General features: G+C 61.6%; 15 protein-coding genes. 12 read left to right on the plus strand and 3 right to left on the minus strand.

What is annotated here, in order from left to right:
* Positions 1 to 273: 273 nt before the first annotated feature.
* From BS629_RS07410 to BS629_RS40470, 4 genes are all read left to right on the plus strand, one after another.
* Positions 274 to 1,227, plus strand: coding sequence for an MBL fold metallo-hydrolase (locus BS629_RS07410; RefSeq protein ID WP_018244003.1), 954 nt, complete (start codon positions 274 to 276; stop codon positions 1,225 to 1,227).
* A 148-nt stretch (positions 1,228 to 1,375) separates the two neighbouring features.
* A complete protein-coding gene (locus BS629_RS07415) occupies positions 1,376 to 2,128 on the plus strand; it encodes an SDR family oxidoreductase (protein ID WP_018244004.1) in 753 nt (250 codons plus the stop codon).
* Between the two features lie 146 nt (positions 2,129 to 2,274).
* Positions 2,275 to 2,700, plus strand: coding sequence for a cupin domain-containing protein (locus BS629_RS07420; RefSeq protein ID WP_018244005.1), 426 nt, complete (start codon positions 2,275 to 2,277; stop codon positions 2,698 to 2,700).
* 69 nt (positions 2,701 to 2,769) lie between these two features.
* Positions 2,770 to 3,126 (plus strand): hypothetical protein, encoded by a 357-nt coding sequence (locus BS629_RS40470; RefSeq protein WP_376775204.1) that lies wholly within the window; start codon positions 2,770 to 2,772, stop codon positions 3,124 to 3,126.
* Here BS629_RS40470 and BS629_RS07430 read toward each other — a convergent pair.
* The 3 genes from BS629_RS07430 to BS629_RS07445 all read right to left on the minus strand — a co-directional run bounded on the left by BS629_RS07430 (position 3,094) and on the right by BS629_RS07445 (position 6,628).
* Positions 3,094 to 4,299, minus strand: coding sequence for an NAD(P)/FAD-dependent oxidoreductase (locus tag BS629_RS07430; protein ID WP_018517284.1), 1,206 nt, complete (start codon positions 4,297 to 4,299; stop codon positions 3,094 to 3,096). The genes BS629_RS40470 and BS629_RS07430 overlap by 33 nt on opposite strands.
* A 112-nt stretch (positions 4,300 to 4,411) precedes the next feature.
* Positions 4,412 to 5,242 carry an alpha/beta fold hydrolase gene (locus BS629_RS07435; protein WP_018244007.1) on the minus strand — a complete coding sequence of 277 codons (831 nt, stop codon included), beginning with the start codon at positions 5,240 to 5,242 and terminating at the stop codon, positions 4,412 to 4,414.
* 435 nt (positions 5,243 to 5,677) lie between these two features.
* Complete coding sequence (locus BS629_RS07445) at positions 5,678 to 6,628, minus strand: helix-turn-helix domain-containing protein (RefSeq protein ID WP_018244008.1); 951 nt, start codon at positions 6,626 to 6,628, stop codon at positions 5,678 to 5,680.
* A 1,001-nt stretch (positions 6,629 to 7,629) separates the two neighbouring features.
* Here BS629_RS07445 and BS629_RS07455 point away from each other — a divergent pair.
* From BS629_RS07455 to BS629_RS07490, 8 genes are all read left to right on the plus strand, one after another.
* On the plus strand, positions 7,630 to 9,072 hold the full coding sequence (locus tag BS629_RS07455; protein ID WP_018244010.1) for a M81 family metallopeptidase: 1,443 nt from the start codon (positions 7,630 to 7,632) through the stop codon (positions 9,070 to 9,072).
* A gap of 206 nt (positions 9,073 to 9,278) precedes the next feature.
* Positions 9,279 to 10,010 carry a FadR/GntR family transcriptional regulator gene (locus tag BS629_RS07460; protein ID WP_018244011.1) on the plus strand — a complete coding sequence of 244 codons (732 nt, stop codon included), beginning with the start codon at positions 9,279 to 9,281 and terminating at the stop codon, positions 10,008 to 10,010.
* Between the two features lie 88 nt (positions 10,011 to 10,098).
* Positions 10,099 to 11,607, plus strand: coding sequence for an ABC transporter substrate-binding protein (locus tag BS629_RS07465; protein WP_077988093.1), 1,509 nt, complete (start codon positions 10,099 to 10,101; stop codon positions 11,605 to 11,607).
* A 165-nt stretch (positions 11,608 to 11,772) separates the two neighbouring features.
* Entirely contained in the window at positions 11,773 to 12,720 is a 948-nt protein-coding gene (locus BS629_RS07470; RefSeq protein WP_018448289.1) for an ABC transporter permease, read from the plus strand.
* The gene (locus BS629_RS07475) at positions 12,717 to 13,592 is read left to right on the plus strand and encodes an ABC transporter permease (RefSeq protein WP_018244014.1); all 876 of its coding nucleotides are present in this window, start codon (positions 12,717 to 12,719) and stop codon (positions 13,590 to 13,592) included. Before BS629_RS07470 ends, BS629_RS07475 begins: the two co-directional genes overlap by 4 nt.
* 21 nt (positions 13,593 to 13,613) lie before the next feature.
* Positions 13,614 to 15,398, plus strand: a complete 1,785-nt coding sequence (locus BS629_RS07480) for a gamma-glutamyltransferase family protein (protein ID WP_018244015.1) — start codon at positions 13,614 to 13,616, stop codon at positions 15,396 to 15,398.
* 2 nt (positions 15,399 to 15,400) lie between these two features.
* On the plus strand, positions 15,401 to 16,156 hold the full coding sequence (locus BS629_RS07485; RefSeq protein WP_018244016.1) for a DUF1028 domain-containing protein: 756 nt from the start codon (positions 15,401 to 15,403) through the stop codon (positions 16,154 to 16,156).
* A 24-nt stretch (positions 16,157 to 16,180) separates the two neighbouring features.
* Positions 16,181 to 18,019: an ABC transporter ATP-binding protein gene (locus BS629_RS07490; protein WP_018244017.1), complete on the plus strand. Its 1,839-nt coding sequence runs from the start codon at positions 16,181 to 16,183 to the stop codon at positions 18,017 to 18,019.
* Positions 18,020 to 18,059: the final 40 nt, after the last annotated feature.

Raw genomic sequence — 18,059 nt, forward strand, 5'->3', positions numbered from 1 at the left:
CATTGCGGGACGTTTCTCTCGCGGCTGCATCCAACAAACCGGCGAAACCCCGGGCGACTGCCGCATGCACATGCGTCAACAGCAATTGCTCTGCAGCGGCAGCAATCGTTCTGGCGCAGCCGCAGATCGGTTTCGCTAGATCATTAGAGGACACGCCAGCAGTGAGTGTGTCGCCGACCGCTAAAGACTTCACCCGCATTGACCGCGCTTCCCGTCCAGGAAGCGTAAGCCACCCAGGATTAGCACCAGGATAGAAAACAGGAGTTTTCAAAGATGAACCAGATGATCAATGACGCTCAGAAGGCAAGCATGAAACTGGACAACAGCTCACATCCCAGCAGACCGGCGCCCGAAGAGCTGGTTCCGTCGCGCTATGCGGTACGGATCGGCGAGATTGACGTGCTGGTGATCAGCGATGGGGTGCTACCGCTCCCAACCGCGATGTTGGGACACAACGCCGAGCCGGCCGCCCGGGCCGCCTGGCTGGGCGACATGTTCCTGCCGCCGGACGCCTTCGACTGGGCACTGAACGTGGTCGTGGTGCGCAGCGGCGGGCAGACCATACTCATCGACGCCGGGTTAGGATTGGACCCGGACTTGAACTTGCCGCGGGCCGGGCAGTTGATGAAGCGACTGGAGGCCGCCGGCATCGATCTAGGATCCGTGACCGACGTGGTGCTGACACACATGCACATGGACCACGTTGGCGGGCTGCTCGTCGACGGGGTGAAGGAACAGTTGAATCCGGACCTGCGGATCCATGTGGCCGCTGCCGAGGTCAAATTTTGGGAGTCGCCCGATTTCTCCCACGTCTCGATGCCGGCGGGCTTCCCCGACGCGCTTCGGGCGGCCGCCAAGCGGTTCGCCAAAGAGTATCGCAGCCATCTCAGGCTGTTCGAGGATGAGCATGAAGTGGCGCCCGGCGTGGTCGTCTCTCGTACCGGCGGGCACACCCCTGGGCACAGCGTGGTCCGCGTGGCCTCAGGCAACGACCGTCTGATGTTTGCCGGCGACGCCGTGTTCGCGGTCGGGTTCGACCACCCCGACTGGTACAACGGCTTCGAGCATGACCCCGAGGAGGCTGCCCGCGTTCGGGTCCGGCTTTTGCGGGAGCTTGCAGCGACCGGCGAACTGCTGGTGGCAACGCATATGCCGTTTCCTTCCGTTGGCCATGTCGCGGTCGACGGCGACGCCTTTCGTTGGGTCCCGGTCTTTTGGGACTACTGACCGCCTGTTGAATTAAGGCCGAACCAAAGCGTGCATCCTTGAAGGCCGTGCCCAGCCCGGCCTTCAAGCCCGCGCTTCAACCAGACCTTCACCTATCCACCTATTGAACCACGCGCACCGCATGGGCGCGCAGCAAATGGAGCGTCTTATGAAAATCGTGATTATCGGCGGAACCGGCCTGATCGGTTCCAAGACCGCAGAGCGCCTGCGCAAGAAAGGGCATGAGGTCATTGCCGCTGCCCCGAAAACCGGCGTTAATACCCTTACCGGGGAGGGCTTGGCGGAAGCACTGAAGAATACCGACGTGGTGATCGACCTCGCGAACTCGCCATCCTTCGAGGATAAGGCCGTGCTTGAATTCTTTCAGACGGCGGGCAAGAACCTGATGGCAGCGGAAATCGCGGCCGGCGTGAAACACCACATAGCGCTTTCCATCGTCGGCACGGATCGGTTGCCGGATAGCGGCTATCTTCGAGCCAAGGTCGCCCAGGAAAAGATCATCCGGGAAGCCGGCATTCCCTACACCATCGTGCGTTCCACACAGTTCATGGAATTTCTCGGCGGCATCGCCCAGGAGGGCACGGTTGGCGACACGGCCCGCTTGTCGACAGGTTCCCTGCAGCCGATCGCGTCCGACGACGTCGCCGATTTCGTGACGGACGCGGCGCTTGCCGCGCCGGCTAACGGCATTATCGAAATCTGCGGCCCCGAGCGCGCGCGTCTCTGCGATTTCGCCGCGCGCTACCTCAAGGCGATCGGAGATTCCCGCACCGTTGTCGCAGATCCGGATGCCCGCTATTTCGGCACCAAACTGGAAGACGGTTCACTCGTCTCCGACAATCATCCTCGCATCGGCCGCATCGGTTTCGATGATTGGTTTGCGACAATGCCCAGAAAATAACGAGTTGCGCATTGGCCGCCTGATAAGCGGCCCATGCGCCCGCAGCATTACATTTTGATGGCCATGTCAAACATCAAAAAGATGGATAAAAACAATATGTTATATAGAAACCGTGCTCGACTCCAAGTCATGAAAGGACGATAAACATGATCAAGTCATTGGCTTTTGCCGTCGCATTGACGGCTCTCCTGTCAGGTTCGGCTCTTGCGCATGATGCGCCCGGTGGCGGAGAGGGCGCAAAGGTTACGCTGGTCTATGACCACAAACTGCCGAACGTACCCGGCAAGAGCATGAAGGGCGTTCTCGTCGAATATGCTCCGGGTGGTTTCTCGGAGGGCCATACACATCCAGCGTCCGCCTTCATATACGCGACCGTTCTCGAAGGCGCGATCCGCAGTCAGGTCAACGATGGCCCCGTCACTGTCTATAGCGCCGGTGAAAGCTTTTCGGAATTTCCGGGCGATCGTCACGGTGTCAGCGAAAACGCCAGCAAGACTAAGCCGGCAAAGCTGCTTGCTGTCTTCGTGGTCGATACCACTGAGCAGGAACTGACCTTCCCGATCAAGAAATAGGCGATCTGGCCGGGCACGATGCCGTGCCCGGCAGTTCATTGACACAAACCATGATTGGTGAACTCAGCTATGTCCGGTGAAGACAACTTCCTGCCGGTCGTCCTGATCAAGACTCTGGGAATTGCCGGGATCGTCGTGTGGCACACAGGGCGGAAACCGTCCGACAGGTCGCCTGATCGTCCAGATCCTTTTCTTTACCGGCATGAGTCTCGTGCCTTTTATGGCAAGCATCGCGCCGCACCAGCCCGATGGTATCGCACGCCTTCAAAGATTGCTTACGAGCCGAAAGCGCTCGGGAAGAAACGATCGATGAAAGATGAGTTGCGTCAGGAACAAGCCGGAATATGGCAAGCTGCGCTCTTATTCAGAGCGCAGCCTCATCTCGGGATCCGATCACAGTTTGGTCACATGCTCTGGATCAGCTGAGGCCAGCGCAGCGGCGCGCTCGGGCTTCGGCGGATAGATCCAGACGGTATTGATCTCCTGCTTGGTCGCCTTCGCTTTCTCGCCGACCATCTCCACCTTGCGATCCCATCCTCGCGTAAAGAGGGCTCCGGCATCGCCGAGGTCGAGGCAGGTGACATAGGCTTCCTGATGATATTGCCGTGCCGGCACGCCCAACAGTTCAGCGGCGGCGTTGTTGCCCGCGAAGGCACCCATGCGTGTGGCGTGCTGGCACGACATCAGTGCGTAGTTGCCCCAGTCGTCGCAAGCGGCGCGCGCCGCATCCCCGGTGGCGAAGACGCCGGGTACGGACGGCACGCGCAGGCAGCCATCGACCAGCAGCCGGTCGAACTTGTCACGCTCGCCGGGAATTTTGGTGGTCAGCGGATTGGCCCGTATGCCTCCCGCCCAGATCGCGGTCATGGTTTCGATATGCTCACCGGTACTCAGCGTAACTCCAGATTTATCCAGCGATGAAACGCCAGCATTGAGCCGCATTTCCACGCCGAGCTTGCGAAGTGCTTCCTCGATGATCGGGCGCGGACCTTCGCCCATGTCGGGGGCTACCGCGCTGCTGCGGTCGACGATAATGACACGCGGATTGGCGGTTTGGTCGAACAGGGCCCGCAGTCGCGAAGGCATCTCGGTCGCCGCCTCGATACCTGTGAAACCGGCGCCGGCAACAACGATTGTGTCGCGCGCGGCCGAGGCCGGCATCTTCGCAAGCTCGTGCAGGTGGCGATCAAGGGCAATGGCGTCATCGATGTTATCGACGCTGAAGGCGTACTCGGCGAGGCCGGGAATATTCGGACGGAACAACCGGCTGCCGGTGGCGAGCACAAGGCGATGATACTGAAGGGACTTTCGTTCGCCTTTGGCATTGACGACGTCTACGGTGCAGGCCTTCGTGTCGACCGCTTCAACGCTGCCCTGCACGTAGGCGACATCGACGGCATCAAATACATCCTGCAAAGGTGCCGTCAGACTCTCGGGTTTCGGCTCATAAAGGCGGGGGCGGATGACGAGCGTCGGTTCCGGGGACACCAGCGCGATTTCGAGCTCTTCGGGCGAAACGCCTTCGATATCGCGCAGGCGGGCTGCGGAAAGTGCGGCGTACATGCCGGCGAACCCGGCGCCTACAATCACAAGTCTCATGTTATTCACTCCATGATTTTTAGTTTCAAAGGGCCGCGCGTCACCGTTGCCGCTCCCGATGGGCGGCGAGATGGTCGGTAACGATGGCGCGCGGATTGGTGAAGCGAGTCGCTCAGGCGGTGATGAAGGCCAGCATGTCGGCATTGACGACATCTGCATGGGTCGTGCACAGCCCATGCGGCAGCTTCTCGTAGATTTTCAGCGTACCGGCCTGCAGGAGCTTCGCCGACAATGGAGCGGCAGCACCGATGGGAACGATCTGGTCGTCATCGCCATGCAACACCAGCGTCGGCACGGTGATGCTCTTCAGGTCCTCGGTGAAATCCGTCTCCGAGAATGCCTTGATGCCTTCGTAATGCGCTTTCGCGCCGCCCATCATGCCCTGGCGCCACCAATTTGAGATCACCGCCTGCGACGGCTCGGCACCCGGGCGGTTGTAGCCGTAGAAGGGGCCGCTCGGAAAATCGCGATAGAACTGCGAACGGTTGGCGGCAAGCTGGCCGCGCAATCCGTCGAATGCCTCGATCGGCAAACCGCCGGGATTGGCGCCGGTCTTCAACATCAATGGCGGCACGGCCGCAATCAGGACCAGTTTGGTAACGCGACCCTTGCCGTACCGCGCGACATACCGCGCGGCTTCACCGCCGCCGGTAGAGTGGCCGACATGGATCGCGTTGCGAAGATCGAGGTAGTCGATCATCGCGGCAACATCAGAGGCGTAGTGATCCATGTCATGACCGTCGCTCACCTGGCTCGATCGGCCGTGGCCGCGGCGATCATGAGCGATCACGCGAAAGCCTTTGCCGAGGAAGAAGAGCATTTGATTATCCCAATCGTCGGAGCTGAGGGGCCAGCCATGGTGAAAGACAATCGGCTGAGCGGACTTCGGTCCCCAGTCCTTGTAAAAGAGCTGAACACCGTCGCTGGTTGTAATGGAGGTCATTGTGCTGATCCTTTGGAATATTTGTTTCGGCGCCCGTCCTCGCCGGACGGACAGTTGCTTAAATCGGGTATGCAAGCCGCTACGGGTCGCTTCGTTGCGACCGACCCGTAATCGGTGTCCCAGACCATCCCTTGTCTCCGCAGGATCCATCGGAATGGGCGCAATGGTGGTTTAGCGAAACACGTCTACGGCTGCGCCAGAGGGATTGGCGCCATTGCAGAGCAATTGCGGTTTAGCGGGTGCGCCGCAGTTCATCGCCCGGCGTTTTATCGGTCAGCTTTCGAAATGTGGCGGCCAAGGCTGTTTGCGAGACGCAGTCAAGTGAGGCTGCGACCAACGCCATGCCAGGGGGATTGTCGCGTGCTCGAGCCGATGGTGTGGAAGCGAAGAACGGGACGGTCCGGAATCTGAGGCGAGGACCAAGGGAGATTACGGTCAGCCGTGGCGGCGGCGCCAATCAGTCGGTGTTTCACCGGTCAATTTTCGGAATGCAGCTGCAAATGCTGTTTGCGAGGCATAGCCGAGGGAGGCGGCGACCAACGCGATCGAATTTTGAGGATCGCGCAGCATGTTTATGGCTTGCTCGAGCCGATATTGACGCAGCCAGTTGTGAGGTGAAAGCCCCGTGCTTTCCTTGAAAGCGCGACAGAAATGAAAACGCGACAGCCCGGAATCGGCAGCGAGGGCCCCGAGGGAGACGTCCGCGTCGGCGTCCGACCGCAATCGTTCGATGGCCCGGCGCAGCACGCTCGGCGCGAGGCCGCCGAGCGCCGGCTGATAGCTCGGTGCCTTGCCTGTGTGCGCAGCCAGCAGGCGCGTGGCCAGAAGGTCAGTCAACTGCTGCCTGAACAGTGTATCCAGTGCCGTATTGCCTTCCAGGACATCGGCTGCGCTCAGGAGCAATCGGGATGTAATGAGGTCCGGATGCGCCGTTCGCTCCAAGAGATCGGTCGGCGTGAACGTATCGGTTTCGTCGGCAATGCGCGTCAGTGTCGTGCGGGGAAGATAGAGCTGAACGACATCAACCGGTTTTGGAATATCCCATCGGGAGCTTGATCCAGCCGGGATGATGATCACAACCCCGCGACGAAACGTTCCGCTCTCGACCGATCGTCCGGACCGCCGTTCCATGCGCTGTACCACGCCGTTGTAAGCCATGATGACGTGGTCGGTCATGGGCTCGACGACATCATGCAAGGGGTCGTGATTCCAGTGGGCGATTGCACCGCCGGAGGGGTCTGCCGCAAGATGGATTGGCGCAGTCCTCAGAACGCGCGACATCTCGTTTGCAGGATTCTGGTCAGCAGCCGGCATTTCGTCCCGGCGCGCCTCGATTGTCTCAGCCGGCGAGCTCTCGAGAGGATCGCTGGAGCAAGGCACGCTCATGGTCGCCCGCTCGTTGACGAGCGATGCTTATGTGCGGTCCCGGCAACAATCGCGGGATCACTAAGCATCCGCCTATGCTGGCCGACGTTGTCAGTCCTACTACCCATGACATGCCCCAATGTCGCGAGCGATTTCGCCGTTCTTTTGGTTATTCGCGGTGTCTGATGCAGGGTAAATATCAAAAGCTTTCGAGGGGGAAAACCTATTCTCCAGGATAGGTTGCCTTCGCCATTGGACCTCGTTCTCAACCGATTACATGTTTGCATGGCGCCACGATTGATGCCCTTGCGCCGTGCGGCAAGGGACCATATTCGTTCCGAAACTCATGGCAGGAGCTGATTTGACGCCTTGCGCTACGTTTCCGAGGTCATTTTGGCAGGAATCCGTGAGCTGGTACCCATTCTCGAAGAATACGACGGATAGCCTCCGAGTGGGCAGGCGCATCGACTTCCTGTTCGCTGAACCTGTCGAGCGCTTCGCTGAATTCATCGGCCAGCCAGACCCCCACCATAATCTATATAGCACTTCGGAATCCCGAAATTGGTTGCGGTGTTGAAATCATTGGATGTTTCCCCGCAACGACACCGCCCAAAACGCGACGAATTTCGGAATCCCGAAGCGGGGGAATTTCGGGATTCCGAAGTGGGATTTTTTCTTCGTGGCGACGCTGACGCGTTTGTCGACAGCAATCGGCCCGCAGCATCCGACGGAAAAAACCGAGTCGGTCGGAGGCTCATCGATTAAGGCACCTTCAACCTCGACGCCGGCTTAGAAGATCAAGTTTGTAATTATTTTGGTTGATTGGTTCGTTTGTAAACTTATTGTCGAGGCAAAAAGGACGCGTCTTCGGATCGGACCCTGAATGTTCAGTTTATCGCAGCACAAACGCCTTCGAGCGACACCGATCCGCACCCAGCGCGTCGATGCCGGCGCTCGGGCCAGGGTGCCAGCATCGCCGTCAACACCTTCCTGATCGCTCCCAACATCAACTGAGGTTTCCCATGCGCATCGCCGTCGGTGGCATTCATACCGAATGCAGCACATACAATCCCGTCCTGAACGAAGAGAAGGATTTTCGCGTGGTGCGTGGCGAGTCGCTGCTGGAAGCACCGTATTTCGCCTTTCTCAAGGATTATGACGCCGACTTCTTGCCGACCATCCATGCACGCGCCATTGCCGGCGGTCCGGTTTCGCGCGCCACCTACGAGGCCTTCAAGGGCGAATTCCTCGAGCGGCTGAAGCCGATGCTGCCGCTTGACGGTCTCTATCTCGCCATGCACGGCGCCATGTATGTCGAGGGCATGGAAGATGCCGAAGGCGACTGGATCAGTGCGGCCCGTGCGCTGGTCGGCAAGGATTGCACGGTCTCGGCCAGCTACGACCTGCACGGCAACGTCACGCAGCGCATCATCGATGCGCTCGACATCTATTCCACTTATCGCACCGCGCCGCATATCGATGTGGAGGAGACAATGCGCCGCTCCGTCTCCATGCTGGTCAAGAGCTTGAAAACCGGCGTGAGGCCGACCCTTCTCTGGGCGCCGATCCCGGTCGTGCTGCCCGGCGAGCGCACCAGCACCGTCGATGAGCCGGCAAAGAGCCTCTATGACATGCTGCCCGGGATCGATGCGATTGATGGCGTCTGGGACGCATCGCTGATGGTCGGCTATGTCTGGGCCGACGAACCGCGCACCACCGCCGCCGCCATCATGACCGGCACCGACAGCGCCGTGCTGGAGCGCGAGGCCAAACGCCTCGCCAAGGCCTATTGGGATGCGCGCCAAGACTTTGTCTTCGGCTGCGAGACCGGCTCGGTCGAGGAATGCGTCGAAAGGGCGATCGCAAGCCCGACCGCGCCAGTGGTACTTGCCGAATCCGGCGACAACCCCACAGGCGGCGGCGTCGGGGACCGGGCCGATGTACTGGCCGAGCTGATCGCCAGGGATGCCACCGGCGTCGTCTTTGCCGGCATCGCCGACAAGGCGGCGACCGAGGCCTGTTATGCCGCAGGCATCGGCGCGGAACTGGAGCTCAGCGTCGGCGCCTCGCTCGACACCAAGGGCAGCAAGCCGGTCATCGCCCGCTTCACGGTCAAGTTCCTGCATGAGACATCAGATCCTGCCGACCGCCAGGCGGTGGTTTCGGTCAGTGGAATTGATCTGGTGCTCTCCGCCAAGCGCCGGCCCTATCACAATATCGTTGATTTCACCCGGCTCGGCCTCGACCCGCACCGGGCGAAGATCATCGTCGTCAAATCGGGCTATCTCTCGCCGGAACTGGCGCCGATTGCCAATCCGAACCTGATGGCGCTGTCGACAGGTGTCGTCGACCAGTTCGTCGAGCGCTTGCCGCGGCTGCGCAAGCAGCATCCGACCTATCCTTTCGACAAGGATTTTGCCTTCGAGCCACAGGTCTTTCTCTCCGCACGCTCGACGCCGGCCTGAGCTCACCCGAACCAATTGCATTTTTCTGAATAACATTGTCGATCGCGCCGCCCGGTCGCCGCGATCGACTGTTTTCCGTATCGCGGCAATAGCGGGAATTGAGCAAAAAACAAGCAGATTTGGATTTGCACAAAAAAGCGCTTGACGCTCGGCGCGATTTGGTTTGCACTGAACCAATAGAAAATTGGTACGGACCATTTCAGCGAATGCCGATGGATGAGACGCAGGGCAATTCGAATTATGCACTGGAGAGGCTGAGGGCTCTGCTGCGGTCCGACAGTCTCGACGCCGACGGCAAGCTGCCGACCGAGCGCGCCCTTTCGGAAGTGCTTGGCGTCGGCCGCCGTGCCGTCCGCCGCGCCCTCGAAGTGCTGGAGGCCGAGGGCCGCATCTGGCGCCGCCAAGGCTCCGGCACCTATGCCGGCCCGCGCCCCGACGGCTGGAGCGATCATGTCGGCTCGATCGTTGCCGGCACCGATCTCATGGAGGTCATGGAAGTGCGCCTGCGCATCGAGCCGCAACTCGCCCAGCTTGCCGCCATGCGCGCCAAGGCCGCCGATATCGAGCGCATGTACGATCTGGTGAAGAAGATCTACGAAAGCACCGATGCCGACGGACGCGAACTCTGGGACGGGGCGCTGCACCGCCAGATCGCCCAATGCGCCGGCAACGGTTTCTTCCTCACCATCTTCGACGTCATCAACCGGGTGCGCCAGGACGAGGCCTGGCAGACGATCCGTGAGCGCGCCCGCAGCGCCAGCCGGACGCGGCCCGTCACCTTCGGCCAGCACACGGCAATCGTCGATGCGATCGCCGCTCGTGATCCTGCCAGGGCGGGCGAAGCCATGCGCCAGCATCTGCTGACACTGCAGGAAAGCCTCATCCGCATCACCTCGCTCGATCATAGCGAAACGGAGGTCGACAAGACCCTCGCCTGACCGGGGTGAGCAGGAGAAAAAACACGGACTGGCCATAACCGCCGGAATGGAAGCAAAAACCAAACAAAACAGAACAGAGGAGAATGGAATGAAGATCGCCAAATTGCTGACCGCCACCGTTGCCGGCGCGCTGTTTGCGCTTCCTGCCTTCGCCGTCGACCTGAAGATCGGCCTGCAGGACGATGCCGACGTGCTCGATCCCGCGCAGTCGCGTACCTTCGTCGGCCGCATCGTCTACACCGCGATGTGCGACAAGCTCGTCGACGTCTCACCGGATCTGAAGATCGCGCCGCAGCTTGCCACCGAATGGAGCTGGTCGGCGGACGGCAAAGAGCTCACCATGAAGCTGCGCCAAGGCGTCAAGTTCCATGACGAGACCCCCTTCAACGCCGAAGCCGTCGTCGCCACGATCGAGCGCAACATCACCCTGCCGGAATCACGCCGCAAGAGCGAGCTCAGCTCGGTCGCAAAGGTCGAGGCGACAAGCGAATACGAGGTCAAGTTCACCCTCAAGGCGCCTGACGTCACCCTCCTTGCCCAGCTTTCCGACCGCGCAGGCATGATCGTCTCGCCGAAGGCCGCCAAAGAACTCGGCGCCAAGTTCGGCGATCACCCGGTCTGCGCCGGTCCGTTCAAGTTCGTCGAGCGCGTCCAGCAGGACCGCATCGTGCTCGAGAAGTTCCAGGACTACTGGAACAAGGACAAGATCTTCATCGACAAGCTGACCTATCTGCCGATCCCGGATACGACGGTGCGCCTCGCCAATCTGCGGTCCGGCGATCTCGACATGATCGAGCGCCTGGCGGCGACCGACGCTGAAGCCGTGAAGGCGGATTCGAGCCTCGTCTATGCCGACGCCGTCGGCACCGGCTACATGGCGCTCTATACCAATATCGGCAATGGTGCGCGTGCCGACAATCCTTTCGGCAAGGACAAACGCCTGCGCCAGGCCTTCTCGCTGGCGATCGACCGCGATGCCGTCAACCAGATCGTCTATGAAGGCACAGCCGTCTCCGGCAACCAGCCCTTCCCGCCGAGCAGTCCATGGTTCGACAAGGATATTCCCGTCCCCGCCCGCGATCTCGAGAGGGCCAAGGCCCTGATCAAGGAAGCCGGCTTCGACCGCGTGCCGATCGAGCTGCAGATCCCGAATAATCCCGTTGCCATGCAGATGATGCAGATCATCCAGTCGATGGTCGGCGAAGCCGGCTTCGACGTCAGCTTGAAATCGACGGAATTCGCCACACTGCTGAGCGAGCAGACCGCCGGCAACTATCAGCTCAGCCGTTCCGACTGGTCCGGCCGAGTCGATCCCGACGGCAACATCCACCAGTTCATCACCTGCAAGGGCGGCATCAACGACACGAAATACTGCAACCCCGAGGTGGACGAGCTGCTGAACGAAGCCCGTGCATCGACCGACGATGCCGTGCGCAAGCAGAAATATGATGCCGCCGCCGTCATCCTCAACGATGATCTGCCGATCATCTATCTCGGCCATCAGTCCTGGATCTGGGCGCTGCACAAGAACATCACCGGCTTCATCCCGTCGCCGGATGGCATGATCCGCCTCGTCGGCGTCAAGAAAGCCGGCTGATCATAAGCAAAATCATGCGGCGGAAATCTCCGCCGCATGATTCTAAAGCGCGTCGCAATCTTTCAGATTCGCTTCACGCGCTTTAGCTTTTTGTTTGCGCATGTCGTTATCGCAAAACCGCTGCACACTTTTGCGCGACATGCTTTGGTCGTGTCAGGATCGCCCATGTATACCTACATCGCCAAACGGCTCTTGGTCGCCATACCGACGCTTTTGATCATTTCGGTCTTCGTCTTCTCGCTGCAGAAGCTGCTGCCCGGCGATCCGATCCTCGCCATGGCCGGCGAGGAACGCGATCCGCAGGTTCTCGAATTCCTGCGCGAGAAATACCGGCTGAACGATCCCGTGCCCTATCAATATGTCCGCTGGCTGGGTGCCGCCCTTCAGGGCGATCTCGGCATTTCGCTGCGCACCAACCAGCCGGTTCTGCAACTCGTCGGCGAAAAGCTGCCGGTCACCATCCAGCTCGCCATCATGTCGATGATCTTCGCCTTTGCGATCGGCGTGCCGATGGGCATCCTGGCGGCCGTCAAGAAGAACACGATGATCGACTATCTCGCCAACATCATCGCGCTGACCGGCCTGTCGATCCCGAATTTCTGGCTCGGCATCATGTTGATCCTCCTGGTTTCGGTCAATCTCGGCTGGCTGCCGGCATCAGGCTACGAACCCTTCTTCAGCAACCCACTGCGTTCGCTGGAAACCATGCTGATGCCCTCCTTCGTGCTCGGCAACGCGCTGGCTGCGACGCTGATGCGGCATACCCGCTCGGCAATGCTCAGTGTGCTGAGCGCCGACTACATCCGCACCGCCCGCGCCAAGGGACTGCCGGAAAGCACTGTCGTGCTCGAACACAGCTTCCGCAATGCGGTGTTGCCGATCGTGACGCTGACCGCCCTGCTCTTCGGCGAACTGCTCGCCGGCGCCGTGCTGACAGAACAGATCTTCACCATTCCGGGTTTTGGAAAGCTCATCGTCGACGCCGTCTTCAACCGCGACTACGCCGTCGTCCAGGGCGTGGTGATCTGCACGGCGATCGGCTTCATTCTGATGAACCTCTTGGCCGACATCCTCTACGTCCTGCTCAATCCGCGCATGAGGGCCGCCCTATGACCGTGATCGGAGAGACCGGCATTCCCTCCGCGGTCGACCGCACGCCGAGCCGCGCCTGGCGCAAGCTGAAGGCCAACAAGGGCGCCCTCGTCGGCCTTGCGATCATCGCCTTCTTCGCCATCCTCGCGGTAACCGCCCCCCTTCTTCCGATTCCCGATCCGAACGCCACAAGCTGGTCGGCGATCCGCAAGGCCCCCTCCGCCGCCCATTGGCTTGGCACCGACGACATCGGCCGCGACATTCTTTCCCGGATGATCTGGGGCGCGCAGGCTTCGCTGATGGCAGGCGTCTTCTCGGTGGCGATCGCCGTTGTCATCGGCGTGCCCTTCGGCCTTATCTCCGGTTATTTCGGCGGCTGGATCGACATGGTCATCTCCCGCATCACCGAAGCCTTTCTGGCCATGCCTTTCCTCATCACCGCGATCGCGCTCGCAGCCTTTCTTGGTCCGAGCCTGACCAATGCGATGATTGCGATCGGCCTTTCGGCCATGCCCGTCTTCGTGCGGCTGACGCGTGGCCAGGTGCTTTCGGTCAAGACCGAGGAATATGTCGAGGGCGCCCGCTCGATCGGCCTCCGGTCCTCGAGCATCATCACCCGCTATATCCTGCCGAACGTCTTTGCGCCGATCCTCGTGCAGGCGACGTTGACGATCGCAACGGCGATCATTGCCGAGGCGAGCCTCTCCTTTCTCGGCCTCGGACAACAACCGCCGGCGCCGAGCTGGGGCTCGATGCTGAACGTCGCCAAGAATTTCCTCTCCCAGGCGCCATGGATGGCGATGTGGCCGGGTGCAGCGATCTTCCTCGTCGTCATCGGTTTCAATCTTTTAGGCGATGGCCTGCGCGATGCGCTCGATCCGCGCGAAGCATGATTTCTCGAAAGGACATTTGACATGACCGCTTTCACGACCCGTCCAGAAATCCTCGGCACCTTCGGCGTCGTTACCTCGACGCACTGGATTGCCTCGGCGGTCGGCATGAGCATTCTCGAAAAGGGCGGCAACGCCTTCGACGCGGCGGTGGCGACGGGCTTCGTGCTGCAGATCGTCGAGCCGCATCTTTGCGGCCCGGGCGGCGACCTGCCGGCGGTGATCTATTCGAAGAAGAAGGACAAGGTCGAGGTCATCTGCGCGCAGGGGCCTGCCCCCGCCGGCGCAACGATCGAACACTACACGGCGGAAGGCCTGAGCCTGATCCCCGGCGACGGGCTGCTTGCGACCGTCATCCCCGGCTCCTTCGACGGCTGGATGCTGATGCTGCGCGACTACGGCTCGATGAGCGTGCGCGAGGTGCTCGAGCCAGCAATCTACTACGCCGAACACGGCCATCCGATGCTGCCGCGCGTCTCTGCCACCATCGAGGGGCTCGCCGCCTTCTTCGAGAAGGAATGGCCGACCTCCTACAAGACATGGCTGCCCAATGGCAGCACGCCCGAAGCGCATGCGAATTTCAGGAATCCGGTGCTTGCCGAAACCTGGAAGCGCGTCATCGCGGAGGCCGAGGCGAAAAGCGGCCGGGAAGCGCAGATCGAGGCGGCCCGCGACGCCTTCTATCGCGGCTTCGTCGCCGAGACGATCGATGACTATCTCAAAACTGCAGAGGTGATGGATGCGAGCGGCAACCGCCACAAGGGCGTTTTGACTGCCAACGACATGGCGAACTGGTCGGCAACCATCGAGGAGCCGCTGACCTATGATTATCATGGCTGGACCATCGCCAAGATCGGCCCCTGGGGCCAGGGTCCGGTCTTCCTGCAGACCCTGTCGATCCTCAAGGGCTTCGATCTCGCCGCGATGAACCCCGTTGGCGCCGATTTCGTCCATACCGTCGTCGAGGCGATGAAGCTCGCCTTCGCCGACCGCGATGTCTATTACGGCGATCCTGATTTCTCGGAGATCCCTGTCGCGCACCTGCTGTCGGAGACCTATGCAGCCGCGCGCCGCAAGCTGGTCGGCGCAGACGCCTCCTTCGATCTTCGCCCCGGCATCGTGCCTGGCTTCGAGGCGCAGCATGATCTGACGATGACGATGCTCGGCGCGGATTCGAAAACCGGCGCCGTCTACGAGCCGACCATGGCGCATCTTTCCGAAAAGCGCGGCGACACCGTGCATATCGACGTGATCGACCGCGACGGCAACATGGTCTCCGTCACGCCATCAGGCGGCTGGCTGCAATCCTCGCCGACCGTGCCCGGTCTTGGCTTTTGCCTCAATTCCCGCGCCCAGATGTTCTGGCTGAAACCAGGCCTGCCGACGTCGCTTGCCCCCGGCAAACGGCCGCGCACGACGCTGACGCCGTCGCTCGGCCTCTACGAGGGCCGCCCGACGCTGGCCTTCGGCACACCGGGCGGCGACCAGCAGGAGCAGTGGCAGCTCTCCTTCTTCCTGCGTTATGCGCATCACCAGCTGAACCTGCAGGCGGCGATCGACCAGCCGCTGTTCCACACCTCGCATTTTCCAGGCTCCTTCTATCCCCGCACCCGCGAACCCGGCAGCCTGATGGCGGAGGCGAATTTCGGCCCCGAGGTCCTTGATGCCCTGCGCCGCAAGGGCCACAAGCTGACGGTCGCCGATCCCTGGACGATCGGCCGGCTGACCGCCGCGAGACGCGATAGCGACGGACTGTTGCGCGCCGCAGCCACCCCGCGCCTGATGCAGGCCTATGCGATCGGACGATAACCATGACCTGGTCCATCGTCGCCCGTGATCCCTCGACCGGTCATCTCGGCATCGCCGTCGCGACCCGCTTCTTCGCCGTCGGCGCCCTTGTGCCGTATATTCGCGGCGGCATCGGCGCCGTCGCCACGCAAGCCTTCGTCAGCCCGCTTTACGGCGTCGACGGCCTGTCGCTGCTGGCCGCCGGCAAGGCGCCGGAGGAAATCATCGCCGACCTGACCGCGCGTGACGCCGGCCGCGATCAACGGCAGCTGCACCTCATCGATGCGAAGGGGCGCAACGCCGCCTTCACCGGCACCGCGTGCATCGACTGGGCGGGGCATCTGATCGACGAAAACGTCTCGGTCGCCGGCAACATGCTCGCGGGTCCCGACGTCGTCGCCGAGACGCTTGCCACCTACAACAAGGCGATGGACAAGCCGCTGGCCGAACGCCTGCTGCTGGCCATGCAGGCAGGCGAGGATGCCGGCGGCGACAAGCGCGGCAGGCAGTCCGCCGCCCTCGTCATCCATCGCGATCAGGATTATCCCTGGCTGAGCATCCGCGCCGACGATCATCCCGATCCGCTTGCCGAACTTGTCCGCCTCCATGCAGTGGCGGGTGAACGTTACCTGCATGTCGCCGAGACGATGGCCACGCGGCAAAATCCGAACGGCATGACCGACAGGCGCGAGATCGACGAAAAGATCGCGACGCTGGAAGCGGCCCGCATCACGGCAGGCAGGCCTTCCGCCTCCTTCGCCACACCTTTGAAGACGTGAATCAGATAAAACTAAGGGAACGACATGCGTGATGTTTCTTCGGCCCCCGCCTCTCCGGTTCTCTCCGTCCGGAACCTGACAACCTCCTTCCTCGTCGATGGCGACTGGAAGCCGGTGGTGCGCGACGTCTCCTTCGACGTCATGCCTGGCGAGACGGTGGCGATCGTCGGCGAAAGCGGCTCGGGCAAGAGCGTCACCTCCCTTTCGATCATGCGGTTGCTCGCCAAGGGATCGAGCCGCATCGATGGCGCCATCACCTTGAACGGCAAGGATGTTCTCACCCTTTCGGAAAAGGAGATGCGGCAGGTGCGCGGCAACGACGCGGCCATGATCTTCCAGGAGCCGATGACATCCCTCAACCCGATCTTCACCATCGGCCGCCAGATCTCCGAAGCGCTCACCTGCCACGGCGAGATCGGCAAGGCCGAGGCGCGGGCCGAGACCGTGCGCCTGCTGGAAAAGGTCCGTATCCCCAACGCCGCTTCGCGCTTCGACGAATATCCGCACCAATTCTCCGGCGGCATGCGCCAGCGCGTGATGATCGCCATGGCGCTCGCCAGCCGGCCGAAACTGTTGATCGCCGACGAGCCGACGACGGCGCTCGATGTGACGATCCAGGGCCAGATCCTCGACCTGATCAAGATGCTGCAGGAAGAAGAGGGCATGTCCGTTCTCTTCATCACCCACGACATGGGCGTCGTCGCCGAAATCGCTGACCGCACCATCGTCATGTATCGCGGCGAGGCGGTGGAAAGCGGCACGACCGACGACATCTTCCATCGCGGCAGGCATCCCTATACCCGCGCTTTGCTCTCGGCCGTGCCACGCCTCGGCTCGATGGCCGACCGGAAATGGCCGCTGCGTTTCCCCGTCGTCGATACCACGACCGGTGAACGCCGCGAGCCGGTCGAGGTGGCCGATACCGTCGACCGCCGCCGGACGCCGATCCTCGAAGTCAAGAACCTCGTGACCCGTTTCGATATCCGCGGCGGCCTGCTTGGCCGCACGACGGGCGCGATCCATGCGGTCGAGGACGTCTCCTTCGATCTCTTCCAGGGCGAGACGTTGTCGCTGGTCGGCGAATCCGGCTGCGGCAAGTCGACCACCGGCCGCTCGATCACCCGCCTCGTCCAGCCGAACGGCGGCAGTGTCAGCCTCGACGGCTATGACGTGCTGAGCCTTGATGCGGTCAGTCTCCGACGGATGCGCCGCAGCATCCAGATGATCTTTCAGGATCCCTTCGCCAGCCTCAACCCACGCATGACCGTCGGCGCCGCCGTCGCCGAACCCATCACCGAGCATGGCCTCGGCACCGGCGCCCAGGCCCGCGACAAGGCCGCCGATCTTCTCGAACGCGTCGGGCTGAAACCCGACATGATGAAACGTTACCCGCACGAATTTTCCGGCGGTCAGCGCCAGCGCATCTGCATCGCCCGCGCGCTCGCACTCGATCCGAAGGTGATCGTCGCCGATGAAAGCGTTTCGGCCCTCGATGTCTCGATCAAGGCACAGGTCTGCAATCTGCTGATGGACCTGCAGCAAAGCCTCAACCTCGCTTTCCTGTTCATTTCCCACGACATGGCGGTGGTTGAGCGCGTCAGTCACCGGGTCGCGGTGATGTATCTCGGCGAAATCGTCGAGATCGGCCCGCGCGCGGAATTGTTCAGCAACCCGCAGCACGCCTACACGAAGAAGCTGATGGCAGCCGTGCCGGTTCCCGACCCCTCACGTCGCGGCATCAAGCGCAACCTCGGAACCGACGAGCTCAAGAGCCCCGTTCGCCCGGTTGGCTACGTCGCCCCGCCGCGTCGATACCGGGAAGTGACGGCGGGCCATCTGGTGCGGGTCGATGAAGCCGCCTGAGCGTGAAATCCTCTCTTCAGAGCACCCGATAAACAAGTAT

Source organism: Rhizobium leguminosarum bv. viciae USDA 2370, assembly GCF_002008365.1.
GTDB classification, from domain to species: Bacteria; Pseudomonadota; Alphaproteobacteria; order Rhizobiales; family Rhizobiaceae; genus Rhizobium; species Rhizobium leguminosarum.

Coding starts and splice junctions, on each gene's coding strand:
- BS629_RS07410 (WP_018244003.1), top strand. CDS start 274: ATGAACCAGATGATCAATGACGCTCAGAAGGCAAGCATGAAACTGGAC.
- BS629_RS07415 (WP_018244004.1), top strand. CDS start 1,376: ATGAAAATCGTGATTATCGGCGGAACCGGCCTGATCGGTTCCAAGACC.
- BS629_RS07420 (WP_018244005.1), top strand. CDS start 2,275: ATGATCAAGTCATTGGCTTTTGCCGTCGCATTGACGGCTCTCCTGTCA.
- BS629_RS40470 (WP_376775204.1), top strand. CDS start 2,770: ATGTCCGGTGAAGACAACTTCCTGCCGGTCGTCCTGATCAAGACTCTG.
- BS629_RS07430 (WP_018517284.1), bottom strand. CDS start 4,299: ATGAGACTTGTGATTGTAGGCGCCGGGTTCGCCGGCATGTACGCCGCA.
- BS629_RS07435 (WP_018244007.1), bottom strand. CDS start 5,242: ATGACCTCCATTACAACCAGCGACGGTGTTCAGCTCTTTTACAAGGAC.
- BS629_RS07445 (WP_018244008.1), bottom strand. CDS start 6,628: ATGAGCGTGCCTTGCTCCAGCGATCCTCTCGAGAGCTCGCCGGCTGAG.
- BS629_RS07455 (WP_018244010.1), top strand. CDS start 7,630: ATGCGCATCGCCGTCGGTGGCATTCATACCGAATGCAGCACATACAAT.
- BS629_RS07460 (WP_018244011.1), top strand. CDS start 9,279: ATGCCGATGGATGAGACGCAGGGCAATTCGAATTATGCACTGGAGAGG.
- BS629_RS07465 (WP_077988093.1), top strand. CDS start 10,099: ATGAAGATCGCCAAATTGCTGACCGCCACCGTTGCCGGCGCGCTGTTT.
- BS629_RS07470 (WP_018448289.1), top strand. CDS start 11,773: ATGTATACCTACATCGCCAAACGGCTCTTGGTCGCCATACCGACGCTT.
- BS629_RS07475 (WP_018244014.1), top strand. CDS start 12,717: ATGACCGTGATCGGAGAGACCGGCATTCCCTCCGCGGTCGACCGCACG.
- BS629_RS07480 (WP_018244015.1), top strand. CDS start 13,614: ATGACCGCTTTCACGACCCGTCCAGAAATCCTCGGCACCTTCGGCGTC.
- BS629_RS07485 (WP_018244016.1), top strand. CDS start 15,401: ATGACCTGGTCCATCGTCGCCCGTGATCCCTCGACCGGTCATCTCGGC.
- BS629_RS07490 (WP_018244017.1), top strand. CDS start 16,181: ATGCGTGATGTTTCTTCGGCCCCCGCCTCTCCGGTTCTCTCCGTCCGG.